At 36.6% G+C, this 16,638-nt stretch carries 15 protein-coding genes; 12 read left to right on the forward strand and 3 right to left on the reverse strand.

Translation table 11 applies throughout. The features are described from left to right. The first annotated feature begins 89 nt into the window (after positions 1-89). Genes pdhA through lpdA form a run of 4 tightly spaced genes read left to right on the forward strand, consistent with a single transcriptional unit; the run spans position 90 to position 4,979 of the window. A complete protein-coding gene (gene pdhA / locus ACEPXG_RS05530; RefSeq protein ID WP_391208288.1) occupies positions 90-1,202 on the forward strand; it encodes a pyruvate dehydrogenase (acetyl-transferring) E1 component subunit alpha in 1,113 nt (370 codons plus the stop codon). A gap of 3 nt (positions 1,203-1,205) precedes the next feature. Beyond that, positions 1,206-2,183: an alpha-ketoacid dehydrogenase subunit beta gene (locus tag ACEPXG_RS05535; RefSeq protein ID WP_391208290.1), complete on the forward strand. Its 978-nt coding sequence runs from the start codon at positions 1,206-1,208 to the stop codon at positions 2,181-2,183. Positions 2,184-2,216: 33 nt separating this feature from the next. Then, positions 2,217-3,563: a dihydrolipoamide acetyltransferase family protein gene (locus ACEPXG_RS05540; protein ID WP_391208292.1), complete on the forward strand. Its 1,347-nt coding sequence runs from the start codon at positions 2,217-2,219 to the stop codon at positions 3,561-3,563. 3 nt (positions 3,564-3,566) lie between these two features. After that, on the forward strand, positions 3,567-4,979 hold the full coding sequence (gene lpdA, locus ACEPXG_RS05545; protein WP_391208294.1) for a dihydrolipoyl dehydrogenase: 1,413 nt from the start codon (positions 3,567-3,569) through the stop codon (positions 4,977-4,979). 42 nt (positions 4,980-5,021) lie between these two features. Here lpdA and ACEPXG_RS05550 read toward each other — a convergent pair whose 3' ends face one another. Next, the gene (locus tag ACEPXG_RS05550) at positions 5,022-5,612 is read right to left on the reverse strand and encodes a TetR/AcrR family transcriptional regulator (RefSeq protein WP_391208296.1); all 591 of its coding nucleotides are present in this window, start codon (positions 5,610-5,612) and stop codon (positions 5,022-5,024) included. 142 nt (positions 5,613-5,754) lie between these two features. Between ACEPXG_RS05550 and ACEPXG_RS05555 the strand changes: the two genes are divergently transcribed. The 5 genes from ACEPXG_RS05555 to ACEPXG_RS05575 all read left to right on the forward strand — a co-directional run bounded on the left by ACEPXG_RS05555 (position 5,755) and on the right by ACEPXG_RS05575 (position 12,203). Further along, on the forward strand, positions 5,755-8,802 hold the full coding sequence (locus ACEPXG_RS05555; protein WP_391208300.1) for an efflux RND transporter permease subunit: 3,048 nt from the start codon (positions 5,755-5,757) through the stop codon (positions 8,800-8,802). 88 nt (positions 8,803-8,890) lie between these two features. Further along, positions 8,891-9,703 (forward strand): polysaccharide deacetylase family protein, encoded by an 813-nt coding sequence (locus ACEPXG_RS05560; protein WP_391209786.1) that lies wholly within the window; start codon positions 8,891-8,893, stop codon positions 9,701-9,703. Between the two features lie 122 nt (positions 9,704-9,825). Then, a protein-coding gene (locus ACEPXG_RS05565; protein WP_391202224.1) for an IS3 family transposase occupies positions 9,826-10,991 on the forward strand; the annotation gives its coding sequence in 2 pieces (ribosomal slippage) (positions 9,826-10,102 and positions 10,102-10,991; 1,167 coding nt in all). 126 nt (positions 10,992-11,117) lie between these two features. Beyond that, a complete protein-coding gene (locus ACEPXG_RS05570) occupies positions 11,118-11,528 on the forward strand; it encodes a CidA/LrgA family protein (RefSeq protein ID WP_391208302.1) in 411 nt (136 codons plus the stop codon). Continuing rightward, positions 11,529-12,203: an LrgB family protein gene (locus tag ACEPXG_RS05575; protein ID WP_391208304.1), complete on the forward strand. Its 675-nt coding sequence runs from the start codon at positions 11,529-11,531 to the stop codon at positions 12,201-12,203. Positions 12,204-12,736: 533 nt separating this feature from the next. On the opposite strand, the gene ACEPXG_RS05580 is transcribed toward ACEPXG_RS05575, so the two are convergent. Further along, positions 12,737-14,206: an aminotransferase class I/II-fold pyridoxal phosphate-dependent enzyme gene (locus tag ACEPXG_RS05580; protein WP_391208306.1), complete on the reverse strand. Its 1,470-nt coding sequence runs from the start codon at positions 14,204-14,206 to the stop codon at positions 12,737-12,739. 136 nt (positions 14,207-14,342) lie between these two features. Between ACEPXG_RS05580 and ACEPXG_RS05585 the strand changes: the two genes are divergently transcribed. Together ACEPXG_RS05585 and ACEPXG_RS05590 are read left to right on the forward strand one after the other, a co-directional pair. After that, a complete protein-coding gene (locus ACEPXG_RS05585; RefSeq protein ID WP_391208308.1) occupies positions 14,343-15,302 on the forward strand; it encodes an NAD(P)H-dependent flavin oxidoreductase in 960 nt (319 codons plus the stop codon). 12 nt (positions 15,303-15,314) lie between these two features. Continuing rightward, the gene (locus ACEPXG_RS05590) at positions 15,315-15,584 is read left to right on the forward strand and encodes a UPF0223 family protein (RefSeq protein WP_391208310.1); all 270 of its coding nucleotides are present in this window, start codon (positions 15,315-15,317) and stop codon (positions 15,582-15,584) included. 50 nt (positions 15,585-15,634) lie between these two features. On the opposite strand, the gene ACEPXG_RS05595 is transcribed toward ACEPXG_RS05590, so the two are convergent. Then, complete coding sequence (locus ACEPXG_RS05595; protein ID WP_391208312.1) at positions 15,635-16,264, reverse strand: YktB family protein; 630 nt, start codon at positions 16,262-16,264, stop codon at positions 15,635-15,637. A gap of 151 nt (positions 16,265-16,415) precedes the next feature. Here ACEPXG_RS05595 and ACEPXG_RS05600 point away from each other — a divergent pair, with 151 nt between their 5' ends. Next, the gene (locus ACEPXG_RS05600; protein WP_391120693.1) at positions 16,416-16,613 is read left to right on the forward strand and encodes a hypothetical protein; all 198 of its coding nucleotides are present in this window, start codon (positions 16,416-16,418) and stop codon (positions 16,611-16,613) included. Positions 16,614-16,638: the final 25 nt, after the last annotated feature.

Here is a 16,638-nt window from a genome sequence, read left to right on the forward strand (position 1 = left end):
TTAATCTTGAGTATACTGAAAAAGAAGTATTGTTGTATCACTATGTAGAATAAGAAATTTTAATACAGAAGAAAAGGAGAGTTGCTATTATGGCTGCAAACAATTCAACGCAGTTAGATCCAAAGAAAACGCTTCAAGAGATTGAAGAAAAGTTTGAAATGTTCCAAATTTTGAACGAAGAAGGAACAATTGTAAACGAAGAAGCTAACCCAAACCTATCAGATGAAGAATTGGTAGAATTAATGAGTCGTATGGTTTATACACGAATTCTAGATCAGCGCTCTATTTCTTTAAATCGTCAAGGACGTTTAGGTTTTTATGCTCCTACTGCAGGACAAGAAGCTTCTCAATTAGCTTCCCAATTTGCACTTGAAAAAGAGGATTTTATATTACCTGGTTACCGTGATGTACCTCAAATCGTATGGCATGGTTTACCACTTTGGCAAGCTTTCTTGTTCTCACGTGGACATTTCATGGGGAACCAAATTCCAGAAGGCGTAAATGTATTTCCACCTCAAATTATTATCGGAGCACAATTTATTCAAGCTGCTGGAGTAGCACTTGGTATGCAAAAGCGTGGAAAGAAAGCGATTGCAATTACGTACACTGGTGACGGCGGATCATCACAAGGTGATTTCTATGAAGGTATTAACTTTGCAGGAGCATTCCGTGTACCTGCAGTGTTTATCGTTCAAAATAATCAATATGCTATTTCAACACCACGCGAATTACAAACAGCAGCAAAAACAATTGCACAAAAAGGTATTGCTGCAGGTATTCCAAGTGTACTTGTTGATGGGATGGATCCTTTAGCTGTTTACGCAGTAACAAAAGATGCAAGAGATCGTGCGATTAACGGGGAAGGTCCAACTTTAATAGAAACTGTTTGTTACCGTTATGGCCCACATACAATGGCTGGGGATGACCCTACCCGTTACCGTACATCGGAAACAGATTCTGCTTGGGAAAAGAGAGATCCACTTGTTCGTTTCCGTACTTACCTAGAAGGTAAAGGATTATGGAATGAAGAAAAAGAAGCAGAAGTTATTGAAAAGGCAAAAGAAGAGATTAAAGAGGCTATAAAGAAAGCAGATAGTGCTCCAAAGCAAAAAGTAACGGATTTGATTAATATTATGTATGATGAAAACCCATATAATTTAGATGAGCAATTAGCTTACTATACAGAGAAGGAGTCGAAGTAACCGATGGCACAATTGACGATGATTCAAGCAATTACGGAAGCACTCCGTACAGAGCTTAAAAACGATGAAAACGTGTTAGTCTTCGGTGAAGACGTAGGCGTTAACGGAGGAGTATTCCGTGCGACAGAGGGATTACAAAAAGAATTTGGAGAAGATCGCGTATTTGATACACCTCTAGCAGAATCTGGTATTGGTGGTTTAGCAGTAGGTCTATCTCTACAAGGATTCCGCCCGGTTCCTGAAATTCAATTCTTTGGTTTTGTATTTGAAGTAATGGACTCGATTAGTGGTCAACTTGCTCGTATGCGTTTCCGTACAGGAGGAGCATTTCATGCACCTGTAACGATTCGTTCACCTTTTGGCGGTGGAGTACATACACCTGAAATGCATGCAGATAGCTTAGAATTACTAATGACATCAACTCCTGGAGTAAAAGTTGTTATTCCTTCTACACCTTACGATGCTAAAGGTTTATTGATCTCAGCTATTCGTGACAATGATCCAGTTATTTACTTGGAACATATGAAATTATATCGTTCATTCCGTGGGGAAGTTCCAGAAGAAGAGTATACAATCCCACTTGGCAAAGCGGATGTAAAACGTGAAGGAACTGATTTAACAATTATTTCTTACGGTGCAATGGTCCATGAAAGCTTGAAAGCTGCGGAAGAGTTAGAAAAAGAAGGTCACTCTGTAGAAGTTGTGGACTTACGTACAATACAACCACTTGATATTGAAACAATTATTGCGTCTGTGGAAAAAACGGGTCGTGCAATGGTCGTTCAAGAAGCACAAAAACAAGCTGGTATTGCTGCAAACGTAGTAGCAGAAATTATGGAAAGAGCTATCTTAAGCTTAGAAGCACCAGTATTACGTGTTACAGCTCCAGATACAGTATTCCCATTCTCTCAAGCGGAAACAGTTTGGTTGCCTGGAGTGAAGGATATAGTAGAAACAGCTAAAAAAGTATTAACATTTTAATAATACAATTTATAAATAGAAAGGGTGACTACTATGGCATTTGAATTTCGATTACCGGATATCGGAGAAGGTATACATGAAGGCGAAATCGTTAAATGGTTTGTAAAAGCAGGAGACGAAGTAGCAGAAGATGATATTTTGTGCGAAGTCCAAAACGATAAAGCTGTCGTTGAAATTCCTTCCCCTGTTAAAGGGAAAGTTACGGAAGTTTTAGTAAGCGAAGGTACAGTAGCGGTAGTTGGAGACGTTCTTATACGATTAGATGCTCCTGGGTATGAAGATTTGCATTTTAAAGGTCATGACAACGAAGCTGCAGCTGAAAAAACAGAAGCACAAGTGCAATCTACAGCAGAAGCAGGACAAACGATTGATAAAGAAGCAACAAAAGCTCCAGAAAAGAAAGAAGCAACGAAAGAATTGCCAAAAGAAGAAGCAAAAGGTAGCAAACGTATAATCGCTATGCCTTCTGTACGTAAATTTGCTCGTGATAACGAAGTAAATATCGCAGAAGTTTCTGGTTCTGGGAAAAATGGTCGTATTCTTAAAGAAGATATCGAAGCATTCTTATCAGGTGATCAAAAACTGGCTGAAGTTACAACAGAAACGCAAGGGGAAGAAACACTACAAGAAACGAAGGTAGAAGAAAAAACTTCTGCTCCGATTTCATTAGAAGGTGAATTCCCGGAAACGCGCGAAAAAATGTCGGGTATACGTAAAGCAATTGCAAAAGCAATGGTACATTCGAAACACACTGCTCCTCATGTGACATTAATGGACGAAGTGGATGTAACAGAACTAGTAGTTCATCGCAAAAAGTTCAAAGACATTGCCGCTGAGAAAAATATTAAGTTAACATACTTACCATATGTAGTAAAAGCATTAGTAAGTACTTTACGTGAATTCCCGCAGTTGAACACATCATATGATGATGCAACTAGTGAAGTTATTCAAAAACATTATTTCAATATTGGAATTGCTGCGGATACAGACAAAGGATTACTCGTTCCTGTTATTAAACATGCGGATCGTAAATCGGTATTTGCTATTTCAGATGAAATTAACACGCTTGCAGGAAAAGCTCGTGATGGAAAATTATCACCTTCTGAGATGAAAGGTGCTTCATGTTCTATTACAAATATCGGCTCTGCGGGTGGCCAATGGTTTACTCCAGTTATTAACCATCCAGAGGTTGCTATACTTGGAATTGGACGAATTTCAGAAAAACCTGTCATAAAAAATGGTGAAATTGTAGCAGCTCCTGTGTTAGCATTATCTTTGAGTTTTGATCATCGCATGATCGACGGTGCGACTGCTCAACATGCGTTGAACCATATTAAACGTTTGCTAAGCAGTCCTGAATTATTATTAATGGAGGCGTAAAAAATGGTAGTAGGAGATTTCCCGATTGAAACAGATACTTTAGTAATTGGTTCAGGTCCCGGGGGATATGTAGCTGCAATTCGTGCTGCACAAACTGGACAAAAAGTAGTAATAGTAGAAAAAGAACATATTGGCGGCGTTTGTTTAAACGTTGGATGTATTCCATCAAAAGCATTGATTTCTGTTGGACATCGTTTTGAACAAGCAAAACATTCAGATGACATGGGTATTACAGCAACTGACGTGAAAATTGACTTTTCAAAAGCTCAAGCTTTCAAGGATAGCGTTGTAAAAAAATTAACGAGCGGTGTTTCTGGTTTATTAAAAGGAAACAAAATCGACGTAGCGATGGGCGAAGCTTACTTTGTTGATGCAAACACTGTCCGTGTAATGGACGACAAATCTGCACAAACCTATACTTTCAAAAATGTGATTATTGCTACTGGATCACGTCCAGTGGAAATTCCAACTTTTAAATATACAAAACGTGTAATTAACTCAACAGGAGCTTTAAGTTTACCTGAAGTACCTGGAAAATTAGTAGTTATCGGTGGAGGTTATATTGGTACTGAACTAGGTTCTGCATTTGCTAACTTAGGATCTAATGTAACAATTATTGAAGGCGGCGATGACATTTTAGCTGGCTTCGAAAAACAAATGACAACTATCGTTAAAAAAGGCTTGAAGAAAAAAGGTGTGGAAATCGCAGTGAAAGCTTCTGCAAAGGGTGTAGAAGAAACTGAAACTGGCGTAGTAGTAACATATGAAGTTGGCGGAGAAGAGAAAAAAGTTGAAGCTGATTATGTATTAGTTACTGTAGGTCGTCGTCCTAACACGGATGAAATGGGTCTAGAAGAACTAGGTATTAAATTTGCGGAACGCGGTTTAATTGAAGTAGATAAACAATGCCGTACAAGCATTAGCAATATTTATGCGATAGGTGATATTGTGGCTGGTCCTCAACTTGCACACAAAGCATCCTACGAAGGAAAAGTTGCTGCAGAAGCAATCGCTGGTCAATCTTCTGTTGTCGATTACTTAGCTATTCCAGCAGTATGCTTTACAGATCCAGAAATGGCTACGGTTGGTTTAAATGAAGCTCAAGCAAAAGAGCAAGGCTACGACGTTGCTGCTGGGAAATTCCCATTCGGAGCAAACGGTCGTGCACTTGCACTTAATGCTACAGACGGTTTTGTAAAACTTGTTTCCCGTAAAGAAGACGGGTTACTTCTTGGGGCACAAATTGTAGGTCAAGGAGCTTCTGATATGATCGCTGAACTTGGTTTGGCAATTGAAGCTGGTATGACAGTGGAAGATATCGCTATGACAATTCACGCACATCCAACACTTGGAGAAATTGCAATGGAAGCTGCAGAGGTTGTTATGGGTCATCCAATCCATATCCTTTCAAAATAAAATTTTAAGAAAAAAACTACTTGATGGATGAATTTTTCATCGTCAAGTAGTTTTTTTGTCGTCTATTTTCAATATAAAGTCTTCTTCTAAAAAAGGAGTTGTCAACCCCGAAACTAATGAATCAATCCTATAAAGGAGAAAATTAGCCAACTTTTTATAGTCGAAATTTCTATTATACATAATAATTAATTCAACATAACCCTTAATAAGTCCCTTTACCATAATCGTCATATCAGGGATATGTCTTTTGATCGTTATTCCATATGCCCCCACAAGCAACTCTTTCAAGGTATCATTTAGCTGTGTATCCATTTGCTGCATTAAAACGAATAGTTCAGTTTCATCGGGTTTTGTTTGTTCTCTTAATAGCATTAAAATAAAATCGGAGTATTGATCTATTTCTTCAAATTGAATACATAGGAAAAGTTCCAGTTTATCTTTCGGTGAACTATCCATTTCAAAAACGCTCACAATTTTTTTAGAAACTTTATCAATAAAAACCTCGAAAATGCTAAAGAGCAAACTTTCCTTTGATTTAAAGTATAAATAGAATGCACCTTTTGAAATACCGCAAGCTTCCGTTATTTCTTGTACTGAGGTAGATTCAAAGCCGTTTTTGGCGAAAAGCTCCACAGCTCTTTCAATGATTAATAACTTTTTAGTTGAAATTATAACGCCACCTCTTTCTTATTAGTTGACGAATGACTGACTGGTCATTTACTATTATAAAGGAAAGTGACTAACTGGTCAAAATAAACAAACGTGGGGGAAAAGAATGAATTCCATAATTAACTTTGTCATAAAGAATAAATTAGCAGTATGGCTTTTAACATTAATCATCACTGCTGCAGGTATTTATGCAGGAACAAATATGAAACTTGAAACAATTCCAGATATTACGATACCTGTCGTTACTGTAACTACTGTTTACCCTGGTGCAACACCAGAACAAGTTGCTAAAGAAGTATCTGAACCTTTCGAAAAAGCAGTTAGTAATCTAGCTGGTGTGAAAACGGTTAGTTCTACTTCTTTTCAAAATGCATCTTCACTTCAAATCGAGTATACATATGGAGTTGACATGAAGGAAGCAGAAACCGAAGTAAAAGCTGCATTAGACAATGTAAAGAAACCGGATAATGTGAAAGATCCTTCGGTTGCTCGCATAAGCTTAAATGCATTCCCAGTCATCGCCTTAAGTGTTTCCAATAGCGAAAAAAATTTGGATGCATTAACGGCCGATGTAGAAAAAATAATTGTTCCTAAACTAAATGGAATTGAAGGCGTTTCTTCAGTAGCGGTTTCAGGACAACAAGTAGAAGAAGTAAGTATGGTTTTTGACCAAGCGAAATTGGCTCAACATGGACTAAATGAATCTACTGTTAAAATGATTGTGCAAGGAACAAATTTGACAATGCCATTAGGATTATTCCAATTTGATGATGAAGAACAGTCCGTTGTAGTAGATGGGAAAGTTACTACATTAGAAGACTTGGAAAATCTTAAAATTCCAGTAGCAGGTCCTAATGGGATGTCTTCTGTAACTTTAAAGGAAATCGCTAAAATTAATTTTGTTGGTAAAGCGGAATCTATTTCCCGTACAAATGGGAAAGAAGCAATTGCTATTCAAATTGTAAAAGCACAAGAAGCTAATACAGTGGAAGTAGTAAATGCTGTAAAAGATATGATTCCCGAGTTAAACAAAGATTTTGATGGCATTGACATTAAAGTAACTTTGGATCAAGGAGAGCCAATTCAGGCTTCTGTTGATACGATGATCAATAAGGCGTTATTTGGCGCACTATTTGCAGTATTAGTCATTATGTTATTTTTACGAAACTTTAAGTCTACCATCATTTCGATTATTTCTATTCCATTATCCATTTTAATTGCGTTTATATTATTACACCAAATGGATATTACGTTAAATATGATGACATTAGGTGCGATGACCGTCGCAATTGCGCGAGTAATTGATGATTCCATTGTAGTTGTGGAGAATATTTATCGTCGTATGAGCTTACCAGGTGAAAAGTTAAAAGGTAGAGATTTAATTCGTGAAGCGACAAAAGAAATGTTTGTTCCGATCATGTCATCTACTTTAGTAACGATTGCAGTATTCTTACCTTTAGGCCTTGTAAGTGGTATGGTAGGAGAGCTATTTTTGCCATTTGCCTTAACAATGGTATTTGCTTTACTTGCTTCTTTGTTAGTAGCAGTAACGATTGTTCCGATGCTTGCACATACTTTATTTAGAAAAAACATGGAAAATGGCCCTGTAGCGCATAAAGAATCGCAAGGAAAACTTGCAGCAGTTTATAAAAAAATCTTAAATGCTGCATTAAACCATAAAGCAATTACATCTATTTCTGCAGTAGTTATTTTGGGGGCAAGTTTGTTCTTAATCCCAGTTGTAGGGGTAAGTTTCTTACCGGATGAAGAGCAAAAAATGATGTATGTAACGTACTCACCTAGCGCTGGTGAAACATCTGGAGATGTAAATGCTAGTGTGGAACAAGTTGAAAATTATTTCTTAAAGAAAGACAAAGTAGATGTAGTACAAGTTTCAATTGGTGGAGCTAATCCAATGTCTCCAGGGGCGTCGAATAGCGCATTGATGTTCGTCACATTTGATAAGGAAACAGAAGACTTTACGAAAGTAAAAGAAGATGCGATGAAAGATATTCAGGCTTATGATGTAAAAGGGGAATGGAAATCACAAGATTTTTCTACAAGTGGTTCTAGTAACCAAGTAAGCTTCTATGTTTACGGAAACAATAAAAAAGATATTGAACCAGTAGTAGAAAAAATCGCATCTATATTAGCAGACAATAAAGATTTGAAAGACGTTGATACAAGCTTATCAAAATCATATAAAGAATTTACATTTGTCGTTGATAAAGAAAAGTTAACACAATATGGTTTAACAACTGCACAAATTGGGATGAAGTTAAATCCGAATGTCCCACGTGAAGTATTAACAACCATTACAAAAGATGATCAAACTGTTGATGTTTATATTGATCAACAGAAAGAAAAAGCAACATCAGTAGATGACTTATTAAAACAAACTATAACAACTCCTGTAGGGGTAGAAGTTCCTATTTCTGAGTTAGTAACCATACAAGAAGGAAAAAGTTCAGATACAGTAAATCGCCGAGAAGGAAAAGTATTTGCTAGTGTTTCTGGTACGTTAACAGCGAAGGATGTAGCGAAAACTACGAAAGATATTCAAGCAAAAATTGATAAATTAGACGTACCTGCAGGAGTGGAAATCAATACCGCAGGAGTAACGGAAGATATTGCACAAGCATTTACACAATTAGGCTTAGCAATGCTTGCAGCTATTGCGATTGTGTATTTGATACTTGTCATTACTTTTGGTGGAGGACTTGCACCATTTGCTATCCTTTTCTCATTACCTTTCACGGCTATTGGGGCTCTAGTAGGGTTGGCTATTGCTGGCGAAACATTAAGTGTATCTTCTATGCTAGGTTTACTTATGTTGATTGGTATTGTTGTCACTAACGCGATTGTATTAATCGACCGAGTAATTCATAAGGAAAAAGAAGGTTATTCAACGCGTGAAGCAATTCTAGAAGCTGGACCTACAAGACTTAGACCTATCCTTATGACCGCACTTGCTACAATAGGGGCATTAATACCGCTCGCTATTGGAGTAGAAGGAAGCGGACTTATTTCGAAAGGTTTAGGAGTTACGGTTATTGGTGGTTTAACAAGTTCTACATTATTAACACTAATTTTCGTGCCAATGGTATACGAGTTTTTTGCAAAATTTAGAAGAAAAAAAGGTTCAAATAACTAAATGGACTTATAAGGGGTTGTGTGGATATACTCTACACAGCTCCCTTTTTTTAATGGTAGAATAAGGATGGAAAGGCTTGGTGATAAAAATGAAATGGATAAAATGGTTCTTACTTGCAGCTTTAGTGCTTGTACTTTCGGCATGTGCAGTAGACAAAGAAAAACCAAAAGCTCAAAAAGAGAGTGAACAAACGATAGAGGTAACTAAAGTAGATTCTGTTGAGGAAGAGGTTGTTGAAGAACCTATAGAAGTTGAGAAACAAGAAATTCTATATGAACTAAATCCAGCTAATTGGACGTTTAAACCTACTGGAGATGCAAATCCCAAAGCTGTGCTAATTACGATTGATGATGCACCTGATAAGTATGCTGTTGAAATGGCATCGACTTTAAAAGAATTAAATGCACCTGCTATCTTTTTTGTAAATGGTCACTTTCTCGAAACAGACAAAGGAAAAGCTAATTTAAAGGCTATCTATGATATGGGATTCCTAATTGGAAACCATACACAAACGCATGCTAATTTAAAAAATAGTACAGAAGAGCAACAAAAAGAAGAAATTTTAAAAGTGAACGAAATAGTGGAAGCAGTCACTGGAGAGAAACCAAAATTTTTCCGGGCCCCTTTTGGTGTAAATACCGATTTCAGTAGAGCGCTTGTTCGAAGTGAAGGAATGCTCCTCATGAACTGGACGTACGGCTATGATTGGGAAAAGCAATATATGGATGCGGCTAAATTAACGGAAATTATGCTAAATACGGAGTATTTGACAAATGGTGCAAATTTATTAATGCATGATCGTAAATGGACTTCAGAAGCTTTAAAAGATATAGTAGAAGGTTTACGAGCAAAAGGATATGATTTAATAGACCCTCATACGATTAAAGGAATTGAAGAGTAATACATAAAAAACATCTATGTGGGATGGAATATTCGTGGACTAACCTAAAATAATGAGACAATATAAAACACCTTCGATAGTGGTACACTTAAAACAAGTACTTAAATCGGAGGTGTTTTTGCATGGGCAAAAACGTGTATTCAAGTGAAATTAAATGGGCAGTCGTGAAAGATAAAATGAGCGGTCATCTTACGACGAAAGAAATTATGGAGAAATACGGAATTAAGAATAAATCTCAAATTGAGACATGGATGAGATGGTATAGAGCGAATGAAATTCATCGTTTCGATCAACCGATCGGGAAGCAATATTCATTTGGGCATGGACCTGAATTTAAGAGTGAAGAAGAGAAGAAAGATACACAAATGAACCATTTGAAAATGGAGAATGAGATTCTAAAAAAGTATATGGAAATGGTAAAGGAGTTGAAAAACAGCTAGTTCTTCAAATCGTGGAAAAGTATCGAAAAAAATATACAGTAACGGCAATTCTGTCAGCCCTTCAGGTGCCTCGATCCACCTTTTATCGTTGGTTAGCAGAAGGTGTAGAATACGTTCGAACCAAAGCAGAAGAAGCAATCATCGAACTATGCAAGAAAACGAAATACCGCAATGGTCATCGTAAAATTAAGGCGTTATTGAAAAGAGAATATGGAATTGAATTAGACCGCAATACGGTCCAGAAAACCATGCAGAAGTATAATCTTCAATGCAAAGTGAAGCAAAAACGAAAATGGAAATCACAAGGAGAGTCAGTAGTAATTGCCCCAAATTTATTGAATCGTAACTTTACAGCTAGTAAACCGAATGAAAAATGGGTAACAGATATTACGTATATTCAATATGGTAGCGTCACTTTATATCTTTCGACGATCATGGATTTATATAATAATGAAATTGTCGCTTATAAGCTCTACAATCATCAACAGACACCGTTGGTAATAGATACGCTTAAAGAGGCATTGATAGCTCGTGGAAATCCGCAGGAAGTCATTGTACATTCTGATCAAGGGAGTGTTTACACATCATATGCGTATCAGGATTGCTTGAAGGAGAATCATCTAGTGAGTAGCATGTCCAGACGCGGCAACTGTTGGGATAACGCTGTTATCGAATCCTATCATTCTAGTTTAAAAACAGAAGAATTTTATTTAACTAAGTTTAATTCATTGAGCAATATTTGCGTTATACAACGAATTGACGAATATCTTCATCATTACAATGAAGAACGTATCCAAGAAAAATTAGGCTACCTAACACCAAAAGAATTTGGCATTGCGGCAGCCTAAAATAGGTGTTTTATATGTGTCTCATATCGCTAGGTCAGTTCATCGCATAGATGTTTTTTGCAATTGTAATGGAATTATAGAAGAAATAGGCGTAAAATATTGGATATTCAAATGACATAGGAGGTTTTGGCTTTAGAAGTAGTTTCTTTTAAAGCGAGCTTAATGACAAAATACATAAGAATTGTCTTTCAAATTGTTATTTTATATTTATTTTCTCTTCTCGGCTCTTTTATTGTTCACATACTGCATGTAAAATTCCCTGGAAGTATTGTAGGGTTACTATTATTATTTTTATTATTGCATTTCAACATAATGCCGGTTTCGTTAATACGAGATGGAGCTAGTTTTTTACTTAGTATATTGGCATTATTTTTCGTTCCTGCAATGGTGGGAGTAATGAATTATCCAGAACTATTATCTGTCCAGGGATTTTTTGGAATTATAGCTGTAGTGATTAGTACAATATGTACAATTATAATTTCCGGTAAACTGTGCCAATATCTGGAGGATAAAGAATCCTCAAAGGTGGCAGAATAAATGACGGCGATAGGAATGATTTTGGGAACAGTATTAATTTACTTTCTAATGAGAAAAATAAATACCCGCTTTACCACACCATTTTTATTACCAGTATTAACGACTAGTATTCTGATCATCATTCTATTGAACTTTTTTTCCATTACTTATGATAGCTATATACGGGGTGCAAAATGGATTGATGCTATGCTTGGTCCGGCTGTTGTAGGACTTGCTTATCCATTATATTCGCAATGGCCACTTATAAAAAAATATAAGTTTACCATCCTAACAAGTATTATATCGGCAATGTTTTCTGGATTAATAAGTATCGTAACATTTGCTAAACTGTTGAAAATGGAGGATGGATTAATCCATTCGCTACTTCCGAAATCCATTACTACACCAGTCGCTATGCAAATTAGTGAGGCAATTGGTGGGAATCCTTCATTGACAGCTGTTTACGTAATTGTAGCAGGTTTAACAGGAGCGGTGATCGGTCCCGTTCTATTTAAAATATTTCGGATAGAAAAGCAGATTAGTAGAGGAGTTTCCATAGGAAGTGCAGCGCATGGTATTGGTGTTTCAAAGCTATCGGAATACGGAGAACAAACAGTTTCAGTAGGTTCTGTTGCGATGACGTTAAGCGCAGTAATCGGTGCATTTATATGTCCTTTAGTTGCATTTTTTATTTAACATAAGAGAGGTGAAGCTCATAACACTCATGTCTCTTTTTAACTCCGTACTTGTTATTTGAAAGTTATTTATTAGGAACAGCTCAAATGTAGTTATTTTCTTTGCTTGAAAAGTTATGGCTTTCATCTTACTAGTAGCTTATCTTTATTGTTATTTTCTTTTACTTTTAACAACCACAGTATACATGAACCAGTGGGTAGGTGATTGCAGTAAGGTGGAATTTGTGAAAAATAGATAGTATCCATTGATAAAAAAGTGCAGAGCGACCGAAATTGTATCTTCGGTTGCTTTTATTTGGGTAGGTCAGGATTTAGTCTCTCATTACACAAGCCTTATGCACCATGTCACTACACATTCCAAGAGGGCATCGTGCAAAGATCCGCCACAAGATTACCGAAAAAAGTGGATCGAGAAGTGACGCAGTCACTTCTCGATCCACAAAAATTCCTCTGTTAATAGTGTAGCCAATGTTTAGTCCAAAGCACTCAGGAAATGGTGAAGACTAGGTGCACTTAAAGGGCACCTGTGTTTTCTCATTTAATCGCTTGTCGTTCCTTAATTACATGAATCATTTCTAACGTATCATCTTCTGGACCTTGAACAGGCAAACCTGCTTCTATATTCATCTGGATATAATCGATATTACCTTGCGTAATTATTTCCCCGGGAATAAAAATAGGAATTCCAGGTGGATAAACCATCACAAACTCAGCGGAAATACGTCCTTCTGCTTTTTTTAGAGGAATAGATTCCGTTTGTGCGTAGAAAGCATCACGAGGGGACATAGCTAGTCCAGGTATATCAGGTAAAGTAACGGATGGTTCTACTATAACTGCGTCGGATTCAAATGCAGTTACCATTCGAACGAGAGCATTCACAAGTAAGTTTGCCTCTTTTTTAGTATCCCCAATTGTAAACAAGCAAAGAATATTATATAAGTCTGACAGTTCTACTTCGATATTTGCATTTTCTCTTAACCACGATTCTGCAGCATATCCAGTAATTCCTAAATTTTTCACGCTAATTAATAACTTTGTTGGATCCATATCATATGTCGCCGAAGAATTTAAAACTTCCTCTCCTACGCAACGTAAATGAGGAATTCTATTAATCCGCTTCCGAGTATCCTTCGCAAGTCTAATTGTTTCTCCTATTAAATCTTCCCCATGAATTGCTAACTGTCTTCTAGCAGTATCTAATGATGCTAGTAAGGGATAGGAAGTAGAAGTGGTTGTAAGCATAGATATAATGGATTGAACACGTTTAGCTGAAACTAAACCTTCTTTAACGTTTAAAACCGAAGTTTGTGTCATTGATCCGCCAAGTTTATGAACGGAAGTGGCAGCCATATCTGCTCCTGCTGACATTGCGGAAATTGGTAGCGATGGATGAAAATGAATATGAACACCATGCGCTTCATCTACTACTACAGGAATACCATGTTTATGTGCCATATCAACTATCTTTTTTAAATCAGCTGCAAAGCCAAAATACGTTGGATTTATAACGAGTAAACCTTTTGCATCTGGATGTGCCTCCAAAGCTTTTTCAACAGACTCTGCAGAAATACCGTGAGAAATACCTAACTCTTTATCAACTTCTGGATGAATAAATACAGGTATAGCTCCTGCAAAAACGATTGCTGACATAATAGATTTATGAACATTTCGTGGGACTAGTAACTTATCGCCAGGTCCACAAATAGTAAGGATCATTGTCATAATTGCACCACTTGTACCTTGGACAGAAAAAAATGTTTGATCTGCACCAAAGGCTTCAGCAGCTAATTGTTGTGCTTGTTTAATGGCACCTTTAGGGGAATGTAAGTCATCTAAAGGGGCAATATTGATTAAATCTATGGAAAGTACATTATCTCCAACAAACTCTCGAAATGCAGGGTCCATCCCTTTCCCTTTTTTATGCCCTGGAATATGAAACTGGATAGGATGACGGTTACGATGCTTTAATAATGCATCGAACAAAGGAGTTTCTAATTGTGACAACGCTCATACCACCTCTAGTATTATTTTTTTAAAACAAATGAATTATAGCATTTCCTTACTTTCATGACTATAAAAATTTTGAGAATTGAATCCGAGTGCTATTTCTTTTACACTAGAGAGCAATGGGGGGATAAAATTGACATTTCGTACAAGCGTATCTGATTTATTGGAAATTGAATACCCAATTATCCAAGGAGGGCTCGCTTATTTGGCATATTCCGAACTATGTGCAGCTGTTTCGAATGCAGGTGGGCTTGGTCAAGTAACAGCAATGAGTTTAACAACACCGGAAGAATTGCGGGAAGAGATAAACAGAGTTAGAATATTAACGGATAAACCATTTGGCGTAAATTTTGCTATTGGGCAAATGGGTAGACCTTATGAGAAAATGTTGCAAGTTGCAATTGATGAGAATGTTCCGGTTATTACGATGACAGGGGGAAACCCAGCCCCTATCTTAGAAAAACTAGAAAAGACAACAATAAAAAAACTAGTACTAGTAGCCGCAAAACGCCAAGCACAAAAAGCAGAACAACTTGGTGCTGATGCTGTAATGGTTGTCGGACAAGAAGGAGGTGGGCATTTAGGGAGAGATGACGTTGGCACAATGGTATTGATCCCTCAAGTGGTAGATTCAGTATCAATTCCCGTAATTGCATCGGGAGGTATTGCGGACGGCAGAGGTTGGATGGCTGCTCACGCACTAGGTGCAGAGGGAATTGAAATGGGTACTCGCTTTATCGCAACGAAAGAATGTGTCCATGCTTCCACTGCATATAAAAATGCAATAGTAGAAAGTGGAGAAATGGATACGATCGTCATTAAACGTTCGATAGGTGCCCCAGCCAGAGCTATTAAAAATAGTTGGGCAGAAACGATTCGAAGTATTGAAAAGGAAAATCCGACATATGATGCTTTAAAGGACTACATTAGTGGTGAAGCAAATAAGCAATTTATTTATGAAGGTAATTCCGAAAAAGGATTTGGATGGGCTGGCCAAGGGATAGGACTAATAACCGATATTCCTACCGTAGAAGAATTATTTAATCGAATGGTAAATGAAGCAACACAAATACGAAAAAAATGGAAATTATAGGAGGGTACAAAAATGGACTATACATATCCATTCTCCCTGGACTGGTCGACAAAGGAAATTGTAGATGTTGTGCAGTTTTTTGAGGTAATCGAAAATGCGTATGAAAAAGGTGTAAAGCGCGAAGAACTTTTGAAAAAATATCGTCGCTTTAAAGAAATTGTTCCATCTATTGCAGAAGAAAAAACATACTTTCGTGAATTTGAAAAAGAAAGTGGGTATGCGAGCTATCCAATCATTAAACAAATGAAAGAAAAAGAGGATGGCGTGTTAATTAGAGGGTGAATAACACCTCCAATAGGCTGTTTATAAGGCAAATTATTGGAGGTATCCTCTTACTTGATATTAATCATGGTTTTGTAAATTGGTAGTAGCTGCTCGAAAGTCTCTTCCGCTAAAAATAAAAATTCTTCTTCTGAAAGTTTTACTGCTTCTTCTCTAGCGATATGTCTACCTACAAGAAATTCTCCTTTTTTTACATCACGAAGCCGAGTTAATAATTGCTCAATATCAGTTTTTTTAGCTTTCTTCAATGGAATTGCTTCTTGCTTCATATGATCACCCGACACAATAAAATCACTTGGAATTTTATTAAACAATGATTTTTTCTTTAAAAGTCTTTCAGCAATGATCACTTTATCGGGAGCCTCATAGATAACTGCCAAGATAAGAAATAAATGACTTCCCCATAAGCCAATTTGAAAATGAGGTAATGCTTTATATCCCCTTTTATAAGGTGAAAATGCTACCCAGCTATCTTTCGGAGGATTTACAGAGCGTCTAGCATGTTTTGCAACATGGGCAAAGTATTCATCTCCTAGGACACCAGAAAAGAATAAGCTATACTTTTTTCCTAGTTCCTCAAATTTTGGACGTATATTGGTGATTAATGCTTCCATTCTATTTTCTAAACCATCTATTTGGAATACGTTAAAATCTTTCTCTTCCCAAAAATTCTTACTCATTTGAAAACTCCTTTCACTTTGTATGTTTATTTTATAGCAAATATGGGTAAAAATCATGTAAGTAGATTTTTTGATTGACAATTATTTAATATAAGCGTAAATTATTATAAATATTTTGAATATTATAATAAAAAGTGAAGGGGTGTTAGTGATGAGACAGGTTGTTCATATTATTCGTAAAAATGACTTGGAAAAAGAAAAAATTTTCACATTGAAATTAGAATTGGACTATGAATTAGCTACACTTTTTGATGCAATCAGTAATAAAAATGAAAAAGAAATATACCAAACCAAAGTTAAACTAATGGAAATTCATAATTCGTTGAAAGAACTAAATGCACTTGACTAACGTTTTACTTTTGAACAACACATAG

It is taken from the genome of Psychrobacillus sp. L4 (assembly GCF_042944905.1).
Taxonomy (GTDB): Bacteria; Bacillota; Bacilli; order Bacillales_A; family Planococcaceae; genus Psychrobacillus.

Coding starts and splice junctions, on each gene's coding strand:
- ACEPXG_RS05600 (WP_391120693.1), top strand. CDS start 16,416: ATGAGACAGGTTGTTCATATTATTCGTAAAAATGACTTGGAAAAAGAA.
- ACEPXG_RS05535 (WP_391208290.1), top strand. CDS start 1,206: ATGGCACAATTGACGATGATTCAAGCAATTACGGAAGCACTCCGTACA.
- ACEPXG_RS05540 (WP_391208292.1), top strand. CDS start 2,217: ATGGCATTTGAATTTCGATTACCGGATATCGGAGAAGGTATACATGAA.
- ACEPXG_RS05555 (WP_391208300.1), top strand. CDS start 5,755: ATGAATTCCATAATTAACTTTGTCATAAAGAATAAATTAGCAGTATGG.
- ACEPXG_RS05595 (WP_391208312.1), bottom strand. CDS start 16,264: ATGAGTAAGAATTTTTGGGAAGAGAAAGATTTTAACGTATTCCAAATA.
- lpdA (WP_391208294.1), top strand. CDS start 3,567: ATGGTAGTAGGAGATTTCCCGATTGAAACAGATACTTTAGTAATTGGT.
- ACEPXG_RS05590 (WP_391208310.1), top strand. CDS start 15,315: ATGGACTATACATATCCATTCTCCCTGGACTGGTCGACAAAGGAAATT.
- ACEPXG_RS05560 (WP_391209786.1), top strand. CDS start 8,891: ATGAAATGGATAAAATGGTTCTTACTTGCAGCTTTAGTGCTTGTACTT.
- ACEPXG_RS05575 (WP_391208304.1), top strand. CDS start 11,529: ATGACGGCGATAGGAATGATTTTGGGAACAGTATTAATTTACTTTCTA.
- pdhA (WP_391208288.1), top strand. CDS start 90: ATGGCTGCAAACAATTCAACGCAGTTAGATCCAAAGAAAACGCTTCAA.